The 23,132-nt window shown below is 64.7% G+C and carries 20 protein-coding genes, 1 tRNA gene and 1 pseudogene; 15 read left to right on the forward strand and 7 right to left on the reverse strand.

Annotated features, from left to right (window positions below; all coding sequences use genetic code 11):
• Positions 1 to 429: 429 nt before the first annotated feature.
• A complete protein-coding gene (locus BUE39_RS02345; RefSeq protein ID WP_073427049.1) occupies positions 430 to 1,362 on the forward strand; it encodes a hypothetical protein in 933 nt (310 codons plus the stop codon).
• Here the strand turns inward: BUE39_RS02345 and BUE39_RS02350 are convergent.
• A complete protein-coding gene (locus BUE39_RS02350; protein WP_073427050.1) occupies positions 1,331 to 2,362 on the reverse strand; it encodes a CDP-6-deoxy-delta-3,4-glucoseen reductase in 1,032 nt (343 codons plus the stop codon). The genes BUE39_RS02345 and BUE39_RS02350 overlap by 32 nt on opposite strands.
• Before the next feature lie 123 nt (positions 2,363 to 2,485).
• On the opposite strand from BUE39_RS02350, the gene BUE39_RS02355 reads away from it, so the two are divergent.
• The gene (locus tag BUE39_RS02355; protein WP_073427226.1) at positions 2,486 to 3,532 is read left to right on the forward strand and encodes an NAD-dependent epimerase/dehydratase family protein; all 1,047 of its coding nucleotides are present in this window, start codon (positions 2,486 to 2,488) and stop codon (positions 3,530 to 3,532) included.
• A gap of 120 nt (positions 3,533 to 3,652) precedes the next feature.
• Here the strand turns inward: BUE39_RS02355 and BUE39_RS02360 are convergent, their stop codons facing one another.
• Together BUE39_RS02360 and BUE39_RS02365 are read right to left on the reverse strand one after the other, a co-directional pair.
• On the reverse strand, positions 3,653 to 3,841 hold the full coding sequence (locus BUE39_RS02360) for a hypothetical protein (RefSeq protein WP_073427051.1): 189 nt from the start codon (positions 3,839 to 3,841) through the stop codon (positions 3,653 to 3,655).
• 167 nt (positions 3,842 to 4,008) lie between these two features.
• Positions 4,009 to 4,719 carry a pseudouridine synthase gene (locus BUE39_RS02365; protein ID WP_073427052.1) on the reverse strand — a complete coding sequence of 237 codons (711 nt, stop codon included), beginning with the start codon at positions 4,717 to 4,719 and terminating at the stop codon, positions 4,009 to 4,011.
• A gap of 93 nt (positions 4,720 to 4,812) precedes the next feature.
• Between BUE39_RS02365 and BUE39_RS33985 the strand changes: the two are divergent.
• From BUE39_RS33985 to BUE39_RS02405, 9 genes and pseudogenes are all read left to right on the forward strand, one after another.
• Positions 4,813 to 4,956, forward strand: a pseudogene (locus tag BUE39_RS33985) (MFS transporter); the annotation flags it as partial.
• A 132-nt stretch (positions 4,957 to 5,088) separates the two neighbouring features.
• The gene (locus tag BUE39_RS02370) at positions 5,089 to 6,099 is read left to right on the forward strand and encodes a MurR/RpiR family transcriptional regulator (RefSeq protein WP_073427053.1); all 1,011 of its coding nucleotides are present in this window, start codon (positions 5,089 to 5,091) and stop codon (positions 6,097 to 6,099) included.
• Complete coding sequence (locus BUE39_RS02375) at positions 6,096 to 7,088, forward strand: isoaspartyl peptidase/L-asparaginase family protein (RefSeq protein ID WP_073427054.1); 993 nt, start codon at positions 6,096 to 6,098, stop codon at positions 7,086 to 7,088. The genes BUE39_RS02370 and BUE39_RS02375 overlap by 4 nt, the downstream gene beginning before the upstream one ends.
• Positions 7,089 to 7,170: 82 nt before the next feature.
• On the forward strand, positions 7,171 to 9,093 hold the full coding sequence (locus tag BUE39_RS02380) for a dipeptide ABC transporter ATP-binding protein (protein ID WP_073427227.1): 1,923 nt from the start codon (positions 7,171 to 7,173) through the stop codon (positions 9,091 to 9,093).
• A 100-nt stretch (positions 9,094 to 9,193) separates the two neighbouring features.
• The gene (gene gsiB / locus BUE39_RS02385) at positions 9,194 to 10,756 is read left to right on the forward strand and encodes a glutathione ABC transporter substrate-binding protein GsiB (RefSeq protein ID WP_073427055.1); all 1,563 of its coding nucleotides are present in this window, start codon (positions 9,194 to 9,196) and stop codon (positions 10,754 to 10,756) included.
• Between the two features lie 125 nt (positions 10,757 to 10,881).
• On the forward strand, positions 10,882 to 11,802 hold the full coding sequence (gene gsiC, locus BUE39_RS02390; RefSeq protein ID WP_073427228.1) for a glutathione ABC transporter permease GsiC: 921 nt from the start codon (positions 10,882 to 10,884) through the stop codon (positions 11,800 to 11,802).
• Positions 11,803 to 11,809: 7 nt separating this feature from the next.
• A complete protein-coding gene (gene gsiD / locus BUE39_RS02395; protein ID WP_073427056.1) occupies positions 11,810 to 12,715 on the forward strand; it encodes a glutathione ABC transporter permease GsiD in 906 nt (301 codons plus the stop codon).
• Complete coding sequence (locus tag BUE39_RS02400) at positions 12,712 to 13,860, forward strand: DmpA family aminopeptidase (protein ID WP_073427057.1); 1,149 nt, start codon at positions 12,712 to 12,714, stop codon at positions 13,858 to 13,860. The genes gsiD and BUE39_RS02400 overlap by 4 nt, the downstream gene beginning before the upstream one ends.
• Positions 13,857 to 14,690 (forward strand): M55 family metallopeptidase, encoded by an 834-nt coding sequence (locus BUE39_RS02405; RefSeq protein ID WP_073427058.1) that lies wholly within the window; start codon positions 13,857 to 13,859, stop codon positions 14,688 to 14,690. The genes BUE39_RS02400 and BUE39_RS02405 overlap by 4 nt, the downstream gene beginning before the upstream one ends.
• 81 nt (positions 14,691 to 14,771) lie before the next feature.
• On the opposite strand, the gene BUE39_RS02410 is transcribed toward BUE39_RS02405, so the two are convergent.
• Positions 14,772 to 15,728: an alpha/beta fold hydrolase gene (locus BUE39_RS02410; RefSeq protein WP_073427059.1), complete on the reverse strand. Its 957-nt coding sequence runs from the start codon at positions 15,726 to 15,728 to the stop codon at positions 14,772 to 14,774.
• 212 nt (positions 15,729 to 15,940) lie between these two features.
• Here BUE39_RS02410 and BUE39_RS02415 point away from each other — a divergent pair, with 212 nt between their 5' ends.
• Positions 15,941 to 17,326: an amino acid permease gene (locus BUE39_RS02415; protein ID WP_073427229.1), complete on the forward strand. Its 1,386-nt coding sequence runs from the start codon at positions 15,941 to 15,943 to the stop codon at positions 17,324 to 17,326.
• A gap of 229 nt (positions 17,327 to 17,555) precedes the next feature.
• On the opposite strand, the gene BUE39_RS02420 is transcribed toward BUE39_RS02415, so the two are convergent.
• Both BUE39_RS02420 and BUE39_RS02425 read right to left on the reverse strand, forming a co-directional pair.
• Entirely contained in the window at positions 17,556 to 19,184 is a 1,629-nt protein-coding gene (locus BUE39_RS02420) for a methyl-accepting chemotaxis protein (RefSeq protein WP_073427230.1), read from the reverse strand.
• Positions 19,185 to 19,521: 337 nt separating this feature from the next.
• Positions 19,522 to 19,606, reverse strand: a tRNA-Leu gene (locus BUE39_RS02425).
• Between the two features lie 252 nt (positions 19,607 to 19,858).
• Here BUE39_RS02425 and BUE39_RS33700 point away from each other — a divergent pair.
• The 3 genes from BUE39_RS33700 to BUE39_RS02440 all read left to right on the forward strand — a co-directional run bounded on the left by BUE39_RS33700 (position 19,859) and on the right by BUE39_RS02440 (position 21,762).
• Entirely contained in the window at positions 19,859 to 20,194 is a 336-nt protein-coding gene (locus BUE39_RS33700) for a YkgJ family cysteine cluster protein (protein ID WP_084561348.1), read from the forward strand.
• Between the two features lie 55 nt (positions 20,195 to 20,249).
• Positions 20,250 to 20,843 (forward strand): DUF1439 domain-containing protein, encoded by a 594-nt coding sequence (locus BUE39_RS02435; protein WP_073427061.1) that lies wholly within the window; start codon positions 20,250 to 20,252, stop codon positions 20,841 to 20,843.
• An 82-nt stretch (positions 20,844 to 20,925) separates the two neighbouring features.
• Positions 20,926 to 21,762 carry an undecaprenyl-diphosphate phosphatase gene (locus BUE39_RS02440; RefSeq protein WP_073427062.1) on the forward strand — a complete coding sequence of 279 codons (837 nt, stop codon included), beginning with the start codon at positions 20,926 to 20,928 and terminating at the stop codon, positions 21,760 to 21,762.
• Between the two features lie 100 nt (positions 21,763 to 21,862).
• Here BUE39_RS02440 and trmB read toward each other — a convergent pair whose 3' ends face one another.
• Entirely contained in the window at positions 21,863 to 22,642 is a 780-nt protein-coding gene (gene trmB, locus BUE39_RS02445) for a tRNA (guanosine(46)-N7)-methyltransferase TrmB (RefSeq protein ID WP_073427063.1), read from the reverse strand.
• Positions 22,643 to 23,132 lie beyond the last annotated feature (490 nt).

The raw sequence follows: 23,132 nt of genomic DNA on the forward strand, positions 1-23,132 counted from the left end.
ATGATTCGAACAGCTTGCGCCGTTGTGCGGCGCGAATCCGTGACGAAGCCGGCGGCGTCCCTAAGGGAGCGGCGAGCGGCGACGTCGAAGTTCGGATTGGATGCGGTTCATGCGCGAAAGAATACGACAAGGAAAGCGCTGGTGTAAACCGTGAATTTGCGTTGTGCCGATATTTTTGTGGGCAGCGCGAGTTCAGGTCGCAGACCGATTATGAGACGTATGGCTGACTAAAATGTGACGCGGATCATTTCTGCGCGGGCGGTGCCGGAATCGGTGGCGCATGAAAACAACCGCTGGAAATGCAAACGGGCGCTCGAGTGAGCGCCCGTTTTGAATGAGGAAGCCGGGGGTCCGCCCATCCGAGGATAGCTGCCGACGCTGATCCCGACTTATCGCCGACGATTCTAAAAGCCCAGGAGCCAAACGTCAATGGAACATCTGACTGACGAAGACATTGCGGCAGTCGCCGCGCTGCTTTCGGGCGAACGCCTCAACACCTTTCAGTCGCTGGCGGGCACCACGCGCGCGGCGGTCGCGCTTCATCAGCAGATGCTGCAAGTGGCGGGCGCGCTGATGAGCGTAACCGCGGTGGTCGAAATCGCACTGCGCAACGCAGTATGCGACAGGCTGACCGAACATTTCGGCGTTGGCGGCTGGTTGCGTCGCCCACCGGGGCCTTTTACATGGAAGGACGAGGAGCGCGCCAAGATCGAAGCGGCGGTGCGCGGTGCCCAGCGTGCCGCCTACGCCAAACTTAAGCCCACTGAGAAACACGCATTGGACGAGGCAGCATTTCGCCGCGGCGTGCCGGCCGCGCTGCGCCATGAGTTTCGGCTCGATGCACGGCAAAGAGCAATCTCTGTTCGGAGCGGGCAAGTTATCACTCAGCTCACGATGTACTTCTGGAAGCGGCTCTTTTCCAGCGATTATGAACAGACGCTATGGAAGTCGGCGCTCAAGCGCATTTTCCCCAACAAGCGGATAAACCGGTCGGCGGTGGCCATCCGGTTGGAACGCATTTATCAGACGCGTAATCGTGTCGCGCATCACGAACCCGTGTGGGGTGAGATGCTGTTCGACACGCTGGCGGCAGTCGACTTTGTCGCATCCAATCTCGGTGTAGCCGGAACAGACGGCCATACGCCCTTGCGCAAATTGCTTTTGCCCGAGCATGCGGCGCTTGAAAATCAGGCGCGCGCACTGCAGGTCAAAATCGACGCGTTTATCGGCATCAGCCATCCATGCGCCAAGCGCAGCCGCGTGCACAGCCGCGCTTGCCGAACTCAGCTCCGTGAGCATCGACGCGTGTACGCTGACGCTGCGTTACCGCTCAAACCGGATTCGCCAGATCCGCCGCGCTAGTAAACGAATCCGCATAAAACTCGTCTTCCGGCAGCCGATGATGCTGCGTGAAATCGCGCTGCGCCGACTCCACCATCACCGGCGCGCCGCATGCATACACCTGGTAAGCCGACAGATCAGGCAGATCCTCGACCACCGCGCGATGCACGAAGCCGACGCGGCCCGTCCACGCATCGCTCGCGTCCGGCTCCGAGAGCACCGGCACGAACTTGAAGTTCGGAATCTCGCGAGCCCATTGCTCGGCCAGGTCGAGCAGATACAGATCCTTCTTGCGGCGCGCGCCCCAATACAAGGTCATCGGCCGGTCGAGGTTCTTGAACACCGCGTGCTCGACGATCGCCTTCAGCGGCGCGAAGCCCGTGCCCGAGGCGAGCAGCACGATCGGCTTGTCCGATTCCTCACGCAGGAAGAACGTGCCGAGCGGCGCTTCGAAGCGCAGAATGTCGCGCTCTTTCATCGCGTTGAATACGTGATCGGTGAAGGCGCCGCCAGGCATGTGACGAATATGCAATTCGATCGGGCCTTCGGTGTGCGGCGCGCTCGCCATCGAATAACTGCGGCGCTTGCCGTCCTTCAGGATGAATTCGAGGTACTGGCCGGCGAGATATTGCAGACGTTCGTTGGCGGGCAGTTGCAGCTTCAGCACGACCACGTCGTCGGCTTTCCGTTCGATCGCGTTCACGCGGCAGGGCAGCTTCTTGACCTGCACGTCGCCGACACCGGCCACTTCGCGGATGTCCACTTCGAGATCGGAGCAGGCCGTGGCGCAGCAGAACAGCGCCATGCCGCGCGTTTTCTCGTCGTTCGACAAAGCCGATGACGAATGCGAGCGCTGTTCGATCTCACCGCTCACCACGGTGCCCTTGCACGAACCGCAGGCGCCGTTCTTGCAACCGTAGGGCAGGCCGATGCCCTGGCGCAAGGCGGCGGTGAGCACCGGTTCATCCTGTTCTACCTGAAACTGCCGGCCGCTTTGCCGGAGCGTGACGTTAAATGCCATAGAGTGTTCGAAATCGAAAAGTCGGTAATCGTTATCGGACCCGCGCGATGGGACCGGCGTCATGGAACGCGCGGTCTCAACTGCGCGATACCTGCCGCGCTTGACGGCTACAATGCCTGCACCATGAAAGCGACACGAAATTTACGCCGGCCGCGCGTGTTAATCGTAGGTTGCGGCGACGTCGGCATGCGCTGCGTGCCCTTGCTGCGACCGCGCGCGCATATCTTCGCGCTGACCAGCCACGCCGAGCGCAGCGCCGAATTGCGCGCCGCGGGCGTCACACCGCTGGTCGGCGACCTCGATGAGCGCCGCAGTCTGAAACGGCTCGCCGGTCTCGCGCCGACGGTGCTGCACCTCGCGCCGCCGCAAAAAACCGGCGACGACGATCGCCGGACTCGCGCCTTGCTCGCCACGCTGGGCACTCGCCGCGATCGCGCGCTGCGCGCAGCACGCGGCGCGGTGGCGCCGGTAGGGCGGCTGCGCCGCGGGTTGCGCAACCTGAGCGCTGCCTCGTGGCCTGAATCTGAAGCAGCCAATATTGTACCCGACGGGGTGCGCCGGACCGCCGGCTCACGCGCGCCGATACGGCTCGTCTACGCAAGCACGACGGGCGTCTACGGCGACTGCGGCGGCGCGTGGATCGACGAAACGCGCAACACGCAACCGGCCAACGCTCGCGCGAAACGGCGCATGTCGGCCGAGCGGCAATTGCGGCGCGCGACGGCGCGCGGCACGCTCGCCGCCAGCATCGCGCGCATTCCTGGCATCTATGCGCGCAATCGTCTGCCGTTGGCGCGCCTCGAAAAGCGCACGCCCGCCTTGATCGATGCCGACGACGTCTACACCAACCATATCCACGCCGACGATCTCGCCGCGATCCTCGTGCGTCTCGCGACGCACGGCCGTCCGGCGCGCGCGATCCACGCGTCCGACGACACGTCGCTGAAGATGGGGGAGTATTTCGACCGGGTCGCCGACGCGTTCGGCTTGCCGCGCGCGCCTCGCATCACGCGCGCGCAAGCGGAACAGGAGATCGAGCCGACCCTGCTGTCTTTCATGCGTGAATCGAGGCGGCTCGTGAACCGGCGCCTCAAGGAGGAATTGCGCGTGCGCTTTCGTTATCCGAGCGTCGAAGATTTCTTGCGTGGGAGCGCAACGCGCGCGCCATGAGCATGTGGCCGCGTGAGGGTTAATCGACCCACGGTCGACGAACCACGGTGCCGGACATCCTCGGCCACTCACACCACATCACGCCGGCCGAACGAGCCGGCGCCGAGCGGCGTCAATGCATCAGGTCAACGCCGGCAACGCTTCCAGCAGCAGGAAGCACAGCATCGCGCCGATCAACGCCCCGATCAGATTAGGTTGGTATTTGTGCCGCCGCCGCATCACGATCAGCAGTCCGCCGATCACCACCAGCCCGAGGCCGGCGAAAGCAACCATCATGTACCAGATCCCGCTTGTGTCGTGGACGACCATGGCACCCTCCTTGAACTTTTTTAGTCCTTGTTTAATCGAGTATAGAGGGCGCTGAAAGGAAGGGCATGCTGCGACGCAGCGCATCGATGCGCGTCCCGCAGCCTATGTGCGCGATCGCGCCCATGTTTTTCGTGCTGCATCAATGCGTTAAAGGGGACGCTACCGGTTTACCCGCTTCGTAAAGATCCGAGGTCGGTTTCGTCGAGCCATTGCCATGCGCCGGGTGCCAGCGCGGCGGGCAAGGCGAGCCCGCCGATCCGCTCGCGATGCAGCGCCTCGCAACGATTGCCCGCTGCCGCGATCATCCGCTTGACCTGGTGGTATTTGCCTTCCATCACGGTGAGCGCCAACTGACGGTCGCCGCGCGCCTCCGCTTCGACGGCGGCGATCGGCTTGGGCTCGCCGTGCAGCAACACGCCGTCGCGCAGCGCGGCCAATTGCGCGTCGTCGACCGGATGACGCGTGGTCGCGACATACACCTTGCGCACCTTGCGTTTCGGCGACGTGAACAGATGGACGAACTTGCCGTCGTCGGAGAGCAGCAAGAGGCCGGTCGTGTCCTGATCGAGGCGGCCCACGCACTGCACGCCGCGCTCGGCGAATTGCGGCGGCAACAGGCTGAACACGCTCAGATGATGCTGCGGCTCGCGCGAGCATTCATAGCCGGCGGGCTTGTTCAGAAGCAGATAGGCGCGCTCGCGATACGGCCAGGCAACGCCGTCCACGCTGAAGCCGAACGCGCTGTCGTCGATTGAAAAATCGGCGTCGGCATCGGTGCGGACCATGCCGCCGACGCTCACGCGGCCGTCGGCGATCAGCGCGCGGCATTGGCGGCGCGAGCCGAAACCTTGAGTGAAGAGGATGCTTTCGAGATTCATGGCGAGCGAAGAATAACACCGCAAGAAGTGGAGCGCCGCGCCGCGCGATAGCGGCGACGACGGTCTCCCCTACCTCGTTGCGGGAGTTCATCGATGCACGCCCAGTCCTCTTCGCCGGCTTCGTCCGCGATCCGTTTTCCCGGTTTTCCCGCCGCATTTCAGCGGCTCGCGTGGTCGAATCGGGTCGCGCAGTCCGCCGGACAGATCAGTCTCGCCGCCGCGCCGCTCGTCGCCGTGGTGAGCCGCCTTGCGTGCCCCTGAAACGCTCGGGAAAACCCGCGCGGATGAAAATGAATTTTTTTCCAGGCGTTTTCTATGTAAACATACTTTCATGCATTTGGCTTACATCAGGTGGTCCGCCTCGCTCGTATGATTCATCACCCATCCGTTGCTCCCAACTCCGCCGAGCAGGCCATCGCCTCGCGCATTGCCGCGGCCATGCCGACTCTCACGCCGATTCACCGGCGCATGGGCGAATACGTGCTGGCCAATCTGTTTCGCGCGGCCACCATGCGTATCGACGAACTGGCGAGCGTGGTCGGCGCGTCCGTGGCGACGGCGAATCGCTTTGCGCGCACGCTCGGCTTCGACGGCTATCCGCAGTTTCGTGAGGCGCTGGTGCGCGGTTTCGAAGCGACGCTTGCGCCGGTCGAGCGATTGCGCAGCGCGCAGGAATCGCTCGCGGCCGGCGACAACCTGATCGACGCGTCGCTCGAACAGGCCGCCGCCAACCTGCACTCCACGCGCAGCGCGATCGATAGCGCCGCGGCCGAAGCCGCCGTCGAGGCGATCCTCGCCGCGCGCCGGGTGTTCGTGCTGGGCGCGGGCACCAGCTCGTTTCTCGCCGGCCTGATGGAGCACGGGCTGATGCCGTATCACGACAACGTGCAATCGCTCGCGCTGATCGGCGGGCCGTCGCATGCCGCGCGGCGTCTCTTCAATTCCGACGAAGGCGATCTGGTGATCGGCATCGTATTCCCGCGCTATGTCGAGGACACCATCGAACTCGCGCGCCGTGCCGCGAGCCGCGGCGCGCGCGTGCTTGCGCTAACCGACAGCCCGCGCTCGCCGCTCGCGCATTTCGCCGATCTCTCGCTGTACGTGCGCTCCGAGCGGCGGCTCGCGGCCAATGCCGACTCCGCCGTGCTCGCCGTGATCGAGGCACTTTGCGACGCGGTCGCGTATCGCGCCAAGCGCTCGGTGAAAGCGGCCGCCGACGTCACCGAATTCGTGCTGCCCTGGCTCACCGATCCTCAGCCCGCGCCGATCGCCGCAATGGACAAACCCGCGCGCGCCTCCAGCGGCGCGGCCCGCGACAAGCGCGGCGCGAGCACCGCCCGCACCAGCAGCGCCACCCGCACCAGCAAATCCAAACGATGAACTCCAACGCAGTCATTGCCATTCACGGCGGCGCAGGGACCATCCTGCGCGCGTCGATGTCGTCCGGCGCCGAAGCCGAATATCACGCAGCCTTGCATGCCGTGCTGAGCGCCGGCCAGCGCATCCTCGCCGACGGCGGCAGCGCGCTCGACGCCGTGAGCGAAGCCGTGCGTCTGCTCGAGGATTGCCCGCTCTTCAACGCGGGTCGCGGCGCGGTCTACACGGCGGCCGGCACGCACGAACTCGACGCCGCCATCATGGACGGCGGCACGCTCGAAGCCGGCGCGATCTGCTGCGTGAAGCGCGTGCGCAATCCGATTCTGGCGGCGCGCCGCGTGCTCGAAAGCAGCGAGCATGTGCTCTTCACCGGCGAAGGCGCGGAAGCCTTCGCGGCCGCGCACGGACTCGAATTCGTCGAGCCCGGGTATTTCCATACCGAGGCGCGCCACCATCAATGGCTGCTCGCGCGCGACCGGCAGCGCGCGATGCTCGACCACGACGGCGCGACGCTCGCCGGCGCGTCGTCCACGAACGACGACGATCCCGCGCCGCACGAGCCGATCGACCCGAACCGCAAGTTCGGCACCGTCGGCGCGGTCGCGCTCGATCGGCATGGCCACGTGGCGGCGGCTACTTCAACGGGCGGCGTCACCAACAAGCAGGTGGGCCGGGTCGGCGACACGCCGCTGATCGGCGCGGGCTGTTATGCGGACGACGCGACGTGCGCGGTCTCGACCACCGGCTCCGGCGAGATGTTCATGCGCATGGTCGCCGCCTACGACGTCGCCGCGCAAATGGCCTATCGCCAGGTTTCGCTGGAAGAGGCGGCGCACGACGTCGTGATGAACCGCCTGCCGAGGATCGACGGCCGTGGCGGCCTGATCGCCGTCGATGCGCGCGGCAACGTCACGCTGCCGTTCAATACCGAGGGCATGTATCGCGGTTTCGCGCGTCCCGGCGAAACGCCGGTGACGGCGATCTATCGCTGATCCGCTCGCCGGGTTATCGCCTGGTATGCCCGCGTTATCGCCTGAACTTTCGCTAGCCGCGTTTGAATTCAAAGGAACCACCGTGCCGACTTCATCGCACACCGCCCGTCCGCTTATCGAAACCTTGCCGCCGCAACGCGTGCTCGCGGTCGACGATCTGTCGGTCGCGTTTCGCAGCGGCGACGCAACCGTCAACGCGGTGCGCCATCTGTCGTTCACCGTCGAGCGCGGCGAGACGCTGGCGATCGTCGGCGAATCGGGTTCGGGCAAATCGGTGACCTCGCTCGCGTTGATGCGGCTGATCGAGCATGGCGGTGGGCGCCTTGCCGGCGGCGGCATCGCCTTCCGGCGCCGCGACGGCAGCGTGCTCGACCTCGCGAAAGCGTCGTCGGGCACGATGCGCTCGATTCGCGGCGCCGACATCGCGATGATCTTCCAGGAGCCGATGACCTCGCTCAATCCGGTCTTCACGGTCGGCGATCAGATCAGCGAGGCGATCGCCTTGCATCAGGGCAAGAGCCGTTCGGCCGCGCACGCGGAAACGCTGCGTCTGCTCGAACTCGTGCGGATTCCCGAAGCGCGCCGGGTGGCGGCGCGGTTTCCGCATCAACTGTCGGGCGGCATGCGCCAACGCGTGATGATCGCGATGGCGCTCTCGTGCAAGCCCGCGCTGCTGATCGCCGACGAACCGACCACCGCGCTCGACGTGACGATTCAGGCGCAGATCCTGCAACTGATCCGCGGCTTGCAGGACGAGATGAACATGGGCGTGATCTTCATCACGCACGACATGGGCGTGGTGGCCGAAGTGGCCGATCGCGTGCTGGTGATGTATCGCGGCGAGAAGGTGGAAGAGGGCGCGTCGGATGCGCTCTTCGCCGCGCCGTCGCATCCTTATACGAAGGCGCTGCTCGCGGCGGTGCCGCGCCTCGGCTCGATGCAGGGCACCGATCAGCCCGCCAGGTTTCCGATCCTGACGGTCGAGCAGGCGGGCCTCACCGGCGCGGACGAAGCCGTGCGTCCCGCCGCCGCGGTCGCGCAGGAAGCGCAGCCGCTCGTGCTCGTCAGCACGCCGCCGATTCTGCGGGTGCGCGATCTGGTCACGCGCTTCCCGGTCAAGAGCGGCGTGTTCGGCCGCGTGACGGGCCGCGTGCATGCGGTCGAAAAAGTCAGCTTCGATTTACGGCCGGGCGAAACGCTCGCGCTGGTCGGCGAATCGGGCTGCGGCAAGTCGACCACCGGCCGCTCGCTGTTGCGCCTCGTCGAAACTCAAAGCGGTTCGATCGAATTCGACGGCAAGGAAATCAGCTCGCTCACCGGCCCCGCGTTGCAGGCGCTGCGCCGCAATATCCAGTTCATTTTCCAGGACCCGTTCGCGTCGCTGAATCCGCGCCTGACGGTCGGCTTTTCCATCATGGAGCCGCTGCTCGTGCACGGCGTCGCGCAAGGCGCCGAAGCGCAGGCGCGCGTCGCCTGGTTGCTCGAAAAAGTCGGCTTGCCGCCGGAAGCCGCGCGCCGTTATCCGCACGAGTTCTCCGGCGGTCAACGGCAACGGATCGCGATTGCGCGCGCGCTGGCGTTGAATCCGAAGGTGGTGATCGCGGACGAATCCGTGTCCGCGCTCGACGTCTCCGTGCAGGCGCAGATCGTCAATCTGATGCTCGATCTGCAACGCGAACTCGGCGTGGCGTATCTGTTCATTTCGCACGACATGGCGGTGGTCGAGCGCGTCAGTCATCGCGTCGCGGTGATGTATCTCGGGCAGATCGTCGAGATCGGCCCGCGCCGCGCGGTGTTCGAGGCGCCGCAGCATCCGTACACGAAGAAGCTGATGGGCGCGGTGCCGGTCGCCGATCCGGCGCGCCGTCACGCGAAACGGATGCTCGCCGCCGATGAGATTCCGAGCCCGATCCGCGCGCTGAACGACGAACCGGCCGTGGCGCCGCTGATCGCGGTGGGACCGGACCATTTCGTCGCCCGGCATCGCGTCGGCGGTGCCTACTGAACCGAATAAACCGAAACTAAAGCAACCCAAAGCAACCCGACGTACCAGACCTTTCTCGCAGCACCTCAACCTGTTTCATTTCGCAGCCTGGAGCCAACTCATGAACCTGCTGGTCCCGTCTTCTCCGTTTCGTTTGCGCGCGCTGGTCAGCGGCGGCGCGGTGGTGTTCGCGATGCTCGCGGGCAACGCGGCGCACGCCGATACCACGGCTGTGATGGCCGTCGCCTCCACCTTCACGACGCTCGATCCGTACGACTCCAACGACACGCTCTCGCAAGCCGTCGCCAAGTCGTTCTATCAGGGCATGTTCGGCTTCGACAAGGACATGAAGCTCGTCAACGTGCTCGCCGACAGCTACACGGCGAGCCCGGATGCGCGCGTCTACACGATCAAGCTGCGCCAGGGCGTGAAGTTCCAGGACGGCACCGACTTCAACGCCGCCGCGGTGAAAGCGAACTTCGACCGCGTGATCGATCCGGCGAACAAGCTCAAGCGCTACAACATGTTCAACCGTATCGAGAAGACCGAAGTGGTCGATCCGTACACGGTGAAGATCACCCTGAAGGCGCCGTTCTCGGCATTCGTGAACGTGCTGGCGCATCCGTCGGCGGTGATGATCTCGCCGGACGCGCTGAAGAAGTACGGCAAGGACGTCGCGTTCCATCCGGTCGGCACGGGTCCGTTCGAATTCGTGAAGTGGGACCCGGCGGGCGATCTGACGGTGAAGAAGTTCGCCGGCTACTGGAAGAAGGGCTACCCGAAGATCGACGCGATCGACTGGAAGCCGGTGGTCGACAACAACACGCGCGCCGCGCTGATGCGCACCGGCGAAGCGGATTTCGCCTTCCAGGTGCCGTTCGAACAGGCCGCGCAATTGCAGTCGAGCCCGAAGGTCGATCTGATCGCGTCGCCCTCGATCATTCAGCGCTACATCAGCCTGAACGTGAACCAGAAGCCGTTCGACAACCCGAAGGTGCGGGAAGCGCTGAACTACGCGATCAACAAGGAAGCGCTGACGAAGGTCGTGTTCGCCGGCTATGCGACGCCGTCCGACGGCGTGGTGCCGGAAGGCGTCGATTACGCGACGAAGCTCGGACCCTGGCCTTATGACCCGGCCAAGGCGCGCGCGCTGCTGAAGGAAGCGGGCTATCCGAACGGTTTCGAAACCACGCTGTGGTCGGCCTATAACTACTCGACCGCGCAGAAGGTGATCCAGTTCGTGCAGCAGCAACTGGCGCAAGTCGGCGTGAAGGCGCAGATCGAGGCGCTCGAGGCGGGCCAGCGCGTGGCGCGGGTGGAGAGCGCGCAAGACCCGGTCACGGCGCCGGTGCGGATGTACTACATGGGCTGGTCGTCGTCGACGGGCGAAGCGGATTGGGCGATCACGCCGCTGCTCGGCTCGGTCTCGTTCCCGCCGAAGATGATGAACGTCGCGTACTACAAGAACGACGCTGTCGACAGCGATCTGAAGCAGGCGCTCGAAACCACCGACCGCGCGCAAAAGACGTCGCTTTACGCGGATGCGCAAAAGCGCATCTGGGCCGACGCGCCGTGGATTTTCCTCGTGAAGGAAAAGGTCGTGTACGCGCGCAGCAAGCGTCTGTCGGGTGCGTATGTCGCGCCGGACGGCTCGTTCAATTTCGACGAGATCGCGATCAAGTGATTCGCGCGATGGGCTGACCGTTCCGCTCCGGCGTATTCGCTGAAATACACCGGAACGCTGGACGAACGGCGGCCCGTCGCACAGAACGATTTCTCGTTGCCCGCATCATTGCCGGATTGGGTTTCATGCTGAACTTCATCGTCAAACGTCTCTTTGGCCTGCTGCCGACGCTCTTCATCGTCGCCGTGCTGGTGTTCCTGTTCGTGCATCTGTTGCCCGGCGACCCGGCGCGGCTCGCCGCCGGTCCCGACGCGGACGAGGCGACCGTCGCGCTGGTGCGCGCCGACCTCGGCCTCGACAAGCCGATGCCGCAGCAGTTCGCCCACTTCTTCGCGAGGATCGCGCAAGGCGACTTCGGCACCTCCACGCGCAGCAAGCGGCCGGTGAGCCAGGAAATCGCCGAGCGTTTCATGCCGACGCTGTGGCTCACGCTCGCCAGCATGGTGTGGGCGGTCGTGCTGGGCATGGCCATCGGCATCGTCTCGGCGGTGTGGCGCAACCGCTGGCCCGATCGGCTCGGCATGACGCTCGCGGTCTCGGGTATTTCGTTTCCCGCTTTCGCGCTCGGCATGCTGCTGATGGAAATCTTTTCGGTGAAGCTCGGCTGGCTGCCTATCGTCGGCGACGGTTCGTGGCAGAGCTACGTGCTGCCCTCGCTCACGCTGGGCGCGGCCGTCGCGGCGGTGATGGCGCGCTTCACGCGCGCGTCGTTCGTCGAAGTGATGAACGAGGACTTCGTGCGGACCGCGCGCGCCAAGGGCGTGCCCGAGCGGCTCGTGATCGTCAAGCACTGCCTGCGCAACGCGATGATTCCCGTGATCACGATGATGGGTTTGCAATTCGGCTTTCTGCTGGGCGGCTCGATCGTGGTCGAAGTCGTGTTCAACTGGCCGGGCCTCGGACGCCTGCTGGTCGACGCCGTGTCGATGCGCGACTACCCGGTGATTCAGGCCGAGGTGCTGTTGTTCTCGCTCGAATTCATCATCATCAACCTGATCGTGGACGTGCTGTACGCCGTGATCAATCCGACCATCCGTTTCAAGTGAGGCCCGCATGAGCACGACAGCCACCGAGCCGAATGCGGCCAAGTCCGTCAACGAAGAACGCGCGATCCGCACGCCGTGGAGCGAGTTCTGGCGCAAATTCCGTAAGCAGCGCGTGGCGCTCGCCGCGGGCATCTTCGTATTGCTGCTGATCGTGGTCGCGCTCGCGGCGCCGCACATCGTGCCGTACGACCCGGAAAATTTCTTCGACTACGACGCGTTGAACGCGGGTCCTTCCGCGGCGCACTGGTTCGGCGTCGATTCGCTGGGCCGCGATATTTTCAGCCGCATTCTGGCGGGCTCGCGCATCTCGCTCGAAGCCGGCTTTTTGTCGGTGGCGATCGGTGCGGTGATCGGCACGTTCTTCGGGCTGCTGGCCGGTTACTACGAAGGCTGGTGGGATCGCATCACGATGCGCGTGGCCGACGTGCTGTTCGCGTTCCCCGGCATACTGCTGGCGATCGGCGTGGTGGCGATTCTCGGCAACGGCATGATCAACGTGATCTGCGCGGTGGCGATCTTCAGCATTCCCGCGTTCGCGCGGCTCGTGCGCGGCAATACGCTGATGCTCAAGCAGCTCACGTATATCGAGGCGGCGCGCAGCATCGGCGCGTCGGACTGGACGATCATCGTGCGTCACATCTTGCCGGGGACGATTTCGTCGGTGGTGGTGTACTTCACCATGCGCATCGGCACCTCGATCATCACGGCGGCGAGCCTGTCGTTTCTCGGACTCGGCGCGCAGCCGCCGACGCCCGAGTGGGGCGCGATGCTCAACGAAGCGCGCGCCGATATGGTGACCGCGCCGCATATCGCGCTGTTTCCGAGTCTCGCGATTTTCCTGACGGTGCTGGCGTTCAACCTGCTCGGCGACGGCTTGCGCGACGCGCTCGATCCGAAGCTGGATCGGGCATGAGTGTGGGTGAAAACGTGGGCGGAAACGTGGGCGAAGGCGCGCCGCATATCGGCGTATTGACGAGCGGTCCGCTTGGCACGATCGCCGATGTCGATGGCGTCACGGTCGGTCACCGCACGCTCGACGAAGGCGCCGTGCAAACCGGCGTGACCGTGATTCGTCCGCATCGCGGCGATCCGTTTCTGCACAAGGTGCCCGCGGCGGCGTCGGTGGTCAACGGCTTTGGCAAAAGCATCGGGCTTGTGCAGGTCGAGGAACTCGGCGTGCTCGAAACGCCGATTGCGTTGACCAATACCTTCGGCGTCGCGGCGCTCGCGCAGGCGCAGATTCGCGCGGCGATCAAGGCCAATCCGCGAATCGGGCGCGAGTGGCCGACGGTCAATCCGCTGGTGTTCGAATGCAACGACGGATACCTGAACGATATCCAGGCGCTGGCCGTCAACGAACGGCATTTCGACGACGCATTCGATGCCGCAAGCACACATGTCGTGAGCGGCTCGGTCGGCGCGGGGCGGGGCATGTCGTGCTTCGATCTGAAGGGCGGAATCGGCAACGCATCGCGCGTGATCGAGGTGGCCGGTCAACGGCATACGGTCGGCGCGCTCGTGCTGGCGAACTTCGGCCGGTTGCCGATGCTGACGATCGACGGTGCGCCGCTTGGTCGTGTGCTGGCGGAGCGCGCGGCGAAAGCCGCCGATGCCGTCGATGCGGCCGGCGCCGGCTGCGCCGCGAACACGAACGCCGCGACAGCGCCGATAGCAAAACCCGAGCAAGGCTCGATCATCATGATCGTCGCCACCGATGCACCGCTCGACGCGCGGCAACTCAAGCGTCTGTCGTTGCGCGCCGCAGCCGGTCTTGCGCGAACCGGCTCCGTCTACGGTCACGGCAGCGGCGACATCGCGCTGGCGTTTTCAACCGCCTATACCGTGCCGCATGATGCCGACTTCGTCACGCTGCCGCCGTTACTCGCCGACGCGTGCCTCGATCCACTGTTCCAGGCTTGCGCGGACAGCGTCGAGCAGGCAATCGTCGATGCCTTATGGCGCGCCACTTCCGTGACGGGCCGCGACGGCCGCAAGCGGCTCTCGCTGCACGACAGCGTCCCCGACCTCGCTCAACTCCTCAAGCAATCTTACCGATGAAAGTCCTCATTTCCGCCGACATAGAAGGCGTGGCCGGCGTGTTCCATCCCGAGCAAACGCGCGCGGGCAACGGCGAATACGAAGCCGCGCGCCGCTGGATGACGCTCGAAGCCAACGCCGCAATCGAAGGCGCATTCGCCGGCGGCGCGACCCAGGTATGGGTCAACGATTCGCACGGCGGCTTTCGCAACCTGCTGCCCGATCTGCTCGACGCACGCGCCCAGGTGGTGCTCGGCAAGCCGCGCACGCTCGGCATGATGGCCGGGCTCGAATACGGCGCGGCGCTCGTGTTCATGATCGGCTATCACGCAAAGTCGCAAACGCGCGGCATCCTTGCGCATACGATCAACAGCTTCGCGTTCGCGCGGGTTTCGCTGAACGGCGTCGAAGTGGGCGAGGCGGGTTTGTATGGCGCGCTGGCCGAAGAATACGGCGCGCGTGTGGCGCTTTTATCCGGCGACGACGTTTTTGCCGAGGAAACCGCGCCGCGTTTTCCGGGCGCGCGCTTCGTCGTGACGAAGAGCGCGACGGGGCATGCCAGCGGCGTCACGCAAAGCCCGGCCTACGCGCGCGATGCGATCGGAACGGCCGCGCGCGAAGTGGTGCGGCAGCATCTCGCCGAGGGTCATGCGCCGCACGCCACGCGCGCCGGGGCGAAACCCGTCGAGTGTGAACTGCGTGTGCAAACCACCGCGCTCGCTGATCTGTTTTGCCAATGGCCGACGCTCACGCGTGTCGATGCCGTCACGCTGCGTTTTGATGCGGCGTCGGCGGAAGATGCGGTGAGGATGCTGAATTGTTTGTCGGCGATGTCGTTCATGCTGCGCTAGGCGGGCAACGGTCGGTTGTTTTGCCCGAGCCCTCGCAACCACCGATTTCTGCCGCCAGATTAATCCTTCGCTATCGGCCGGCTATTGCTGCCGGCTCAACTCCCGCGCCGCGCGATCGATCACGTCGGCGATCGCACCCGCATGCGACACGGGTGCGAGGTGGCTCGACGCCATCGGCACGACTTTGGCGCCCATCCGCTCGGCCATGAATTTTTCGACGTCCGGCGATACCGCGCGGTCCTTCGTGGTCAACACGTACCACGACGGCTTCTCCTTCCACGCCACCTGGCTGACCGTTTCGCCGAACGCCTTCGCGGCGATCGGCTGCTGCGCGGCGGAGAGCACGCGCGTCAGGTTTTCGGGCACATCGGCGGCAAAGTCGGCGCGGTATTTCGCGCGGTCGAGCCAGAGAAAGCCGCTCGCGTCCGTGGTGATGCCTTTGCCTGCCGGCATCGGCGCGGCGCGCTTCATCAGATCGGCGGTCGACTCGTGCAAGTCCGGCGCGATCGCCGCGACATACACGAGGCCGGCGACGTTCGGCGCATTCGCGCCCGCTTCGGTAATCACGACGCCGCCCCATGAATGTCCGACCAACATGGTCGGACCGTCCTGGCGCGCGAGGACGCGGCGCGTGGCGGCGACATCGTCGGCGAGCGAGGTGAGCGGGTTTTGCACCGAGCTCACGTGATAACCCTTCTGCTGCAGTTTCGCGACGACGCCGTTCCAGCTCGAGCCGTCGACGAAAGCGCCGTGCACCAGCACCACATTGCGCACGGGGCCGGTCATCGGCGCGGCGGACGGCGTTGGGACTGTGGCGAAAGGCGTGGCGGGCGCCGCGGTTGGCGCGTCGGTCGCCGCCGGCGCAGATGCTGCGGTGGGCGCCGCTTGATCCGGAACTGCCGTGCCCGGTGCGCTGGCCGGCCTAGCCTCGGGTGCCATGATGAGTGACGCCGCAGGCGCCGTGCTTTGCGCGAGCGCACCCGCGCCAGCGAAACAGAGACACAAAACAGCGGCGCGGAGCAGGCGTTTGGGCGACATGTTGAATCTCCGAAGGCTGAAACCTCGACTAGCGCAACATACCGAAGCGGCTCGCGGTGTCAATCAATATCGTTGCACGTCAATAAGGTGCGGAACCAGGCGCGGGTTGCTCCCAGTATTTAGGCCCTTTCGGTCACGGTAAAATTTTTGGTTCTGCCGGGACGGACCACGAGTCTGTCCGGGTGATCGAAATCCATACACTGGGGCGCAATTTGAATAGTGCACAACAGCAGGACGGCCTGAAGCGCGGGCTCAAGAATCGCCACATCCAGTTGATCGCGCTGGGTGGAGCGATCGGCACCGGCCTGTTTCTCGGCTCGGCCAGCGTGCTTCAGGCAGCCGGCCCGTCGATGATTCTCGGCTATGCGATCGGCGGCGTCATCGCCTTCATGATCATGCGGCAGTTGGGCGAGATGGTCGCGCAGGAACCGGTTGCCGGTTCGTTCAGCCACTTCGCGTACAAGTACTGGGGCGACTTTCCCGGCTTTCTGTCCGGCTGGAACTACTGGGTGCTGTACGTGCTCGTGAGCATGGCCGAGCTGACCGCGGTCGGCACCTATGTCCATTACTGGTGGCCCGGTGTGCCGACGTGGGTGTCGGCGCTGGTGTGCTTCGCGCTGATCAACGCGATCAATCTCGCCAACGTCAAAGCCTACGGCGAAACCGAGTTCTGGTTTTCGATCGTCAAGGTCGTGGCGGTGATCGGCATGATCGTATTCGGCGGCTATCTGCTCATCAGCGGACGCGGCGGCCCGCAAGCCTCGCTCACCAATCTCTGGAGCCACGGCGGCTTTTTCCCGCATGGGTTTCAAGGCCTCTTCATGATGCTGGCCGTCATCATGTTCTCGTTCGGCGGGCTCGAACTGATCGGCATCACGGCGGCCGAAGCCGCCGATCCGCAGAAGAGCATTCCGAAGGCCGTGAATCAGGTGATCTACCGGATTCTGATTTTCTACATCTGCTCGCTGACAGTGCTGCTCTCGCTATATCCGTGGAACCAGGTCGCGGCCGGCGGCAGCCCGTTCGTCATGATCTTCTCGCAGATCGGCTCGACACTGACCGCGAACGTCCTCAACGTCGTCGTGTTGACGGCGGCGCTGTCCGTGTACAACAGCGGCGTGTATGCGAATAGCCGCATGCTCTACGGTCTCGCGGAGCAGGGCAACGCGCCGCGTATGCTCATGAAGGTCGACCGGCGTGGCGTGCCGTATATGGCGATCGGTTTGTCGGCGCTCGCCACCTTCACCTGCGTGATCCTCAACTATCTGATTCCCGCCGAAGCGCTCGGCCTGCTGATGGCGCTGGTGGTGGCCGCACTGGTGCTGAACTGGGCGTTGATCAGCCTGACGCATCTGAAGTCGCGCAAGGCGATGATGGCGGCGGGCGAGACGCTCGTCTTCAAGTCGTTCTGGTTTCCGGTCAGCAACTGGATCTGCCTCGCCTTCATGGCGATGATCCTCGTGATTCTGGCGATGACGCCGGGCCTGTCGGCCGCGGTGTGGCTCGTGCCCGCGTGGCTGGTCGTGATGTGGGGCGGCTATGTGTTCAAGCGCCGGCGCGCGGCGATGCTTGTCGGCGCGCGAATGGCCGAGCGATAAAGCCCGCGGCGGTGGGGGCGGCGAGTGTTGCGCTCTCACGTCGGCGCAGGCGTCGCGCGATCCAAGCCGCTCCACGCATGCCGCTGAAATGGCTGCGGGAGCGGTTTTTATTTGCGCGCTGACATAGCGGATTCGGAGGGCGTGCCGCTTTGAATTCGCATGATGGCTTGCCGCCTCCGCGTGGAACGAAGCCGATCCGCGAACGACCTGCGCGCCGCGCAGCCGGCGCTCACGCGAACGCCGGCTCGCGCGCGCGACGCGACACTGCCTGGGGTTCGCTCCCGGCTTCCTCGCCGACGTCGCGCGTATCGAGCCGGAAGGCCGCGGCCGTGTGCTGCAGATGCAGCGCCTGCTCCTTCAGCGACTGCGCCGCGGCCGCCGCTTCTTCGACGAGCGCCGCGTTCTGCTGGGTCATGCTGTCCATCTGCGTGACCGCGAGATTGACCTGATCGATGCCCGCGCTCTGCTCGGCCGCCGCCGCCGCGATCTCCTGCACCACGCCGGTCACCCGCAGGATCGCGTCTCGCGCGTCGTCGATCGTCGAGCCGGTGCTTTCGACCAGCGTCGCGCCGCTGCCGACGCGTTCCACCGCATGGCTGATCAGCTCGCGGATTTCCTTCGCCGCGGTCGCGCTGCGTTGCGCGAGACTGCGGACCTCGCTCGCGACGACCGCGAATCCACGGCCCTGCTCGCCCGCGCGCGCCGCTTCGACGGCCGCGTTGAGCGCGAGGATATTGGTCTGGAATGCGATGCCTTCGATCGTCGCGATGATCTCGACCATGCGCCCCGATTCGCTCGAAATGTCCTTCATCGCGCCGACGGCCTCGGTGATCATGTCGCCGCCCCGGTTGGCGATGTGCGCCGCGTTGGCCGCGAGTTCGCTGGCGGTGCGCGCGTGCTCCGCGGTCTGCCGGACCATCGCGGTCATCTGCTCCATGCTCGAAGCCGTTTCCTGCAACGACGCCGCCTGGTTCTCCGTGCGCGCCGACAGGTCCGCGTTGCCGTTCGCGATTTCGTTCGCGCCGCACGCGACGTTGTCGGAGGCGCGCTTGATCTGGCGGATCGTGCCGGTGAGCGCGTCGCGCATGCGCTGCATCACGTGCAGCAGGCTCGACGTGTCGCCGCTGCGCGTGGCGATCGCAACGGTCAGGTCGCCGGACGCGATCGCCTCGGCGACCTCCGCCGCGTAGGCCGGATCGCCGCCGATCGTGCGGAGGATGCTGCGGTTCGTCACGGTGACGAGCGCCACCAGCAGCAGGGAGATCCCGACGAAGATCGCGCCCAGCATCCACAGCGAGCGCATGAAAGCGGCGTCGATGTCGTCGACGTAGGCGCCCGTCGCGATGATCCAGTCCCACGGCGCGTAGCGCAGCACGTAGCCGATCTTGGCGACCGCCTTCACCGGCGTCACGTTCGGGTGCGGAAACACGTAATCCACGAAGCCGCCTTCGGGCGCCTGCGCCACCGAGGCGAAGCTCACGTAATGGTGACGGCCGTCGGCATCGGCCGTTGCGGCGAGGTCGCGGCCTTCGAGCGCCGGCTTGATGGGGTGCATGACCATCCGCGGCTTCGAGTTGATCACGAGGAAATAGCCGTCCTCGCCATAGCGGATCTCGCGCAGCCGGGTGAGCGCCTGCTTTTGCGCGTCCGCTTCGGACATCGCTCCGCCTTGCGCCAGCGCCGCATATTCCTTGACGATACTCACGCCGACCTGCCCGACGTTCATGAGATCGTGCTTGCGCTCCTCGATGCGGGTCTCGCGCGATTGCCAGGCGGCGAATACCGATACCGCCAGCAACGCAACGAGACTGATCAGCAGCGGCAGCCATAACTTCTGCGTAAAACGGAGCTTTCGCATCTGCGCCTTCTTCATCGAGGTTGGTGAAGTTCGCGCCGCGGCGCCGCGCAATGCGGCACCCGAAACCAGCGCGGCCGATTTGCCGGCGGACTGACTGGCAAACGGTTCCTGTCCGCGTTATCGGCGCGGCGGGAATAAAGTTTCTAGAGTTAAACCCGCGGTGGGACTTCTTGCGGTTTCGAACGCTCGATCAGAAGCTGATTGCGATTGCCGACGAACGCGTTGAGCATCGACGTGTGGCGGTGTGACAAGCTTGGGGAATTTTTCCGCGAGTGGAGGGGATTTCGCGGGAGTGGGTACTGAACGGTAGCGGGGACGCTAACGCTTGGATTTTGTTTGGTGCCCAGGGCCGGAATCGAACCGGCACGCCTTGCGGCGGGGGATTTTGAGTCCCCTGCGTCTACCAATTTCACCACCTGGGCAGATCTTGCAGCGCACGCGCTGGAACATGGCGCGCGGCGAAGACGCAGATTATGGCCGAAAATCCGGCGACGGGCAAGCCGGCCGCTTTGGGTTCGCGCGAAGCCTTCACGCAAGCGTTCCCGTTCAGGCTCGAACGTATCGGTGAAGCGGATGCCATACGCGCGCAATTATGCAAAAGCCCGCACGGAATGCGATGGCACAATGCGGTTCTGCTTATGCATTGCGTGTTGTCGAGCGTCAGGAAAAATGCCGTGAAAGATGTGCCAAACACCGTTGCGAAGCGCGACTCCCCGTTCCATGTGGCGGGTCACGCCTGCCGACCCGATTGCGGCGCGTGCTGTATCGCGCCGTCGATTTCGAGTCCGATTCCGGGCATGCCGAACGGCAAGCCGGCGGGCGTGCGCTGCGTGCAACTCGGTGACGATTTGCGCTGCGCGATCTTCGGGCAGCCGGAGCGGCCGGCCTGCTGTTCGGGCCTGCAACCGCAGACGGAAATGTGTGGCGCGAACCGCGACGAAGCACTCGCGTGGCTAACCCGGCTCGAAACGCAAACTCAGCCGCAAGCGCAAGCGTCGGCACGCCGATAGCGCGAACGGCGCGCCGCAACCGATGTCAGAAAAAGCTTCCCCAAGGAGATTTCGCATGACCCGATCCGCTGCGCCGACCCGGCGCCGCTTCCTGCTCGCAGCGCTGACAGGCTGCGGCGCGCTTGGCATCACTGTGTCGCTGGCAGCCTGCGCCGCATCGATCTTTCCGTTCATCCCGTCGCACTACACGTTTTCGCAGCAGCAGGTGCAAGACGCGGTGCAGCGCAAGTTTCCGTATCAGCGCACGGTGTCGCAAGTGTTCGATGTCGTGCTGACGCATCCGGTGGTCGGCCTTCTGCCGGATGCGAACCGCGTCTCGGTGAAGCTCGACGCGCGCTTCGCGAGTCCGTTCATGCCGCAGCCGGTCGACGGCGTCTTCACGCTTTCCAGCGAACTCGCTTACGATGCCGCCAGCAAGTCGGTCGTGCTGAAGTCGCCGAACGTCGACAACGTCAGCGTGACCGGACAGGCGCAGGCCTACACGCAGCAGATCAACGCCGCGGCGGGACTGCTCGCCACGCAGTTGCTGACCAATTATCCGATCTACACTTTCAAGCCCGAACAACTGCAATTCGCCGGTGTGAATTACGAACCCGGTACAATCACCATCCTTACAAACGGCATACGTGTGCAAATCGTCGAGAAATGACGCAAGCGCGCGGTCGTCAGGGCCGCAGCGTTATCGTGCGGCCCTTGTTCCAACTATCTACATACAGCGATGAGGGGCACGGATGGACTGGCTATTGGCTTGCAAGGCGCTGATTCTGGGCGTCGTCGAAGGGTTGACGGAGTTCTTGCCGGTGTCGAGCACCGGCCACTTGATCGTCGCGGGCAGTCTGCTCAATTTCACCGATGAACACGCGAAAACCTTCGATGTCGTGATCCAGCTCGGCGCGATTCTCGCCGTGTGCTGGGAGTTCCGCCGCCGCATCGTCAGTGTGGTGGTCGGCTTGCCGAGCCGACCCGATGCGCGCCGCTTCACGCTGAACGTGATCATCGCGACGATTCCGGCAATCGTGCTTGGTTTGCTGTTGGAAAAGTCCATCAAGGCCGCGCTGTTTTCGCCGGTGCCGGTCGCGTTCGCGCTGGTGGCGGGCGGGGTGGTGATCCTGTGGGCCGAAGCGCGCCAGCGCGCGCAAGGCGAGAGGGCGGCGCGCGTGCAGAGCGTGGACGATCTGACCGCGCTGGATGCGCTGAAAGTGGGCCTGGCTCAATGTTTCGCGCTGATTCCAGGCACTTCGCGCTCGGGCTCGACCATCATCGGCGGAATGCTGTTCGGGCTCGACCGGCGGGTCGCCACGGAGTTCTCGTTCTTCCTCGCGATTCCGATCATGTTCGGCGCGACCGGTTACGAGCTCCACAAAGGCTGGCAACTGCTGTCCGCGGATGTGCTCGGCACCTTGGCGATCGGTTTCGTGGCGGCCTTCATCAGCGCGTTCGCCTGCGTGCGCTGGCTGTTGCGCTATGTCGCCGCGCACGACTTCACCGCTTTCGCGTGGTATCGGATCGGCTTCGGGTTGTTGATCTTGCTGGTCGGCTATAGCGGCGCGTTGAGCTGGACCAGTTGAGTTTGTCTTAACCCCGTTGCCATGAGTGCCATGAGTGCCATGAAAAAAGGTCCGCGTTTGCGGACCTTTTTCGTTGCAGCTTGCGAGGCGCGATCAGCGATCAGAGCGCGCCGCGTTTGCGGAACACCAGATCCCAGACGCCGTGTCCGAGCCGCAGCCCGCGGCGTTCGAACTTCGTCACGGGACGATACTCGGGGCGCGGCGCGTAGCCGTCGGCGGTGTTCTCGAGCGCGGGCTCCGCGCTGAGCACTTCCAGCATCTGTTCGGCGTAGTTTTGCCAGTCGGTCGCGCAATGCAGATACGCGCCAGGCTTCAGGCGCGAAACCAGCAAGGCGACGAATTTCGGCTGGATCAGCCGGCGCTTGTGATGACGCGCCTTGTGCCACGGATCGGGAAAGAAGATATGCGCGCCGTCGAGGCTGTCCGGCGCGATCATCTGTTCGAGCACTTCGACCGCGTCGTGCTGAATGATGCGGATGTTCGACAACTGCTGCTCGCCCATCAGCTTGAGCAACGCGCCGACGCCCGGCTCGTGCACCTCGACGCCGAGGAAGTCGTCGTCGGGACGGTGCGAGGCGATCTCCGCGGTGGTCGCGCCCATTCCGAAGCCGATTTCCAGCACACGCGGTGCTTCACGGCCGAACACGCTGTTCCAGTCGGGTTGCTGCGGGGCGAACGGAACCACGAAACGCGGACCGAGTTCATCCATCGCGCGGCGCTGGCCGGTCGAGACGCGGCCGGCGCGTGTGACAAAGCTGCGGATACGGCGCCGGTGCGGGGCTTCCTGTTGCAGCGTGTCGCCGGCGGATTGGCCGTCGGTTTCGCTCGCGGGCGTCGTGAGTTCGTCGGGCAAGCCGGCGTCGTTTGGATCGTGGATCATTGTCGAGACTGCTACAAGGTGAGGACTTCGTGCCGCCACTACAAAAAAGCCGCCTTCATCGAGGCGGCTCGTGCTGGATTCCGCTAGAGGCTCGAGGCTTAGCAGGAAGGTGGAGCGGGCGTTGCAAGTGCGCGTAAGGTAGCACAACCCAAAAGGCGGCGTCCAGACGAGGGTGCTTGCGGCTGGCTTCGGCATCGCCGGCATGATGACGTTTTGGTCACCGTCATGGCCATCCGTAAGTGGGATCACGCAATCCGAGGTCTTCGGCACGCGGGCTTTATCAGTTATTGCCGGCGCAATATGCGTTGAATCCCGAGGGAGAAAAATCGTTTGGGAATGCGGTGGAAGAATGCCGCGGCGGCATTCGCTATGTTCTCGGCCGGTATCACAATGCCGCGTTTGCTCGCCGGTTATGGGAAGTGAATCAGTGGGTTTGAGATGCTGAAAAACGCTGATTCTTTTTGAGTGACAAGCGCAAGAGGATGCAACA

Source organism: Paraburkholderia terricola (assembly GCF_900142195.1).
GTDB classification, from domain to species: Bacteria; Pseudomonadota; Gammaproteobacteria; order Burkholderiales; family Burkholderiaceae; genus Paraburkholderia; species Paraburkholderia terricola.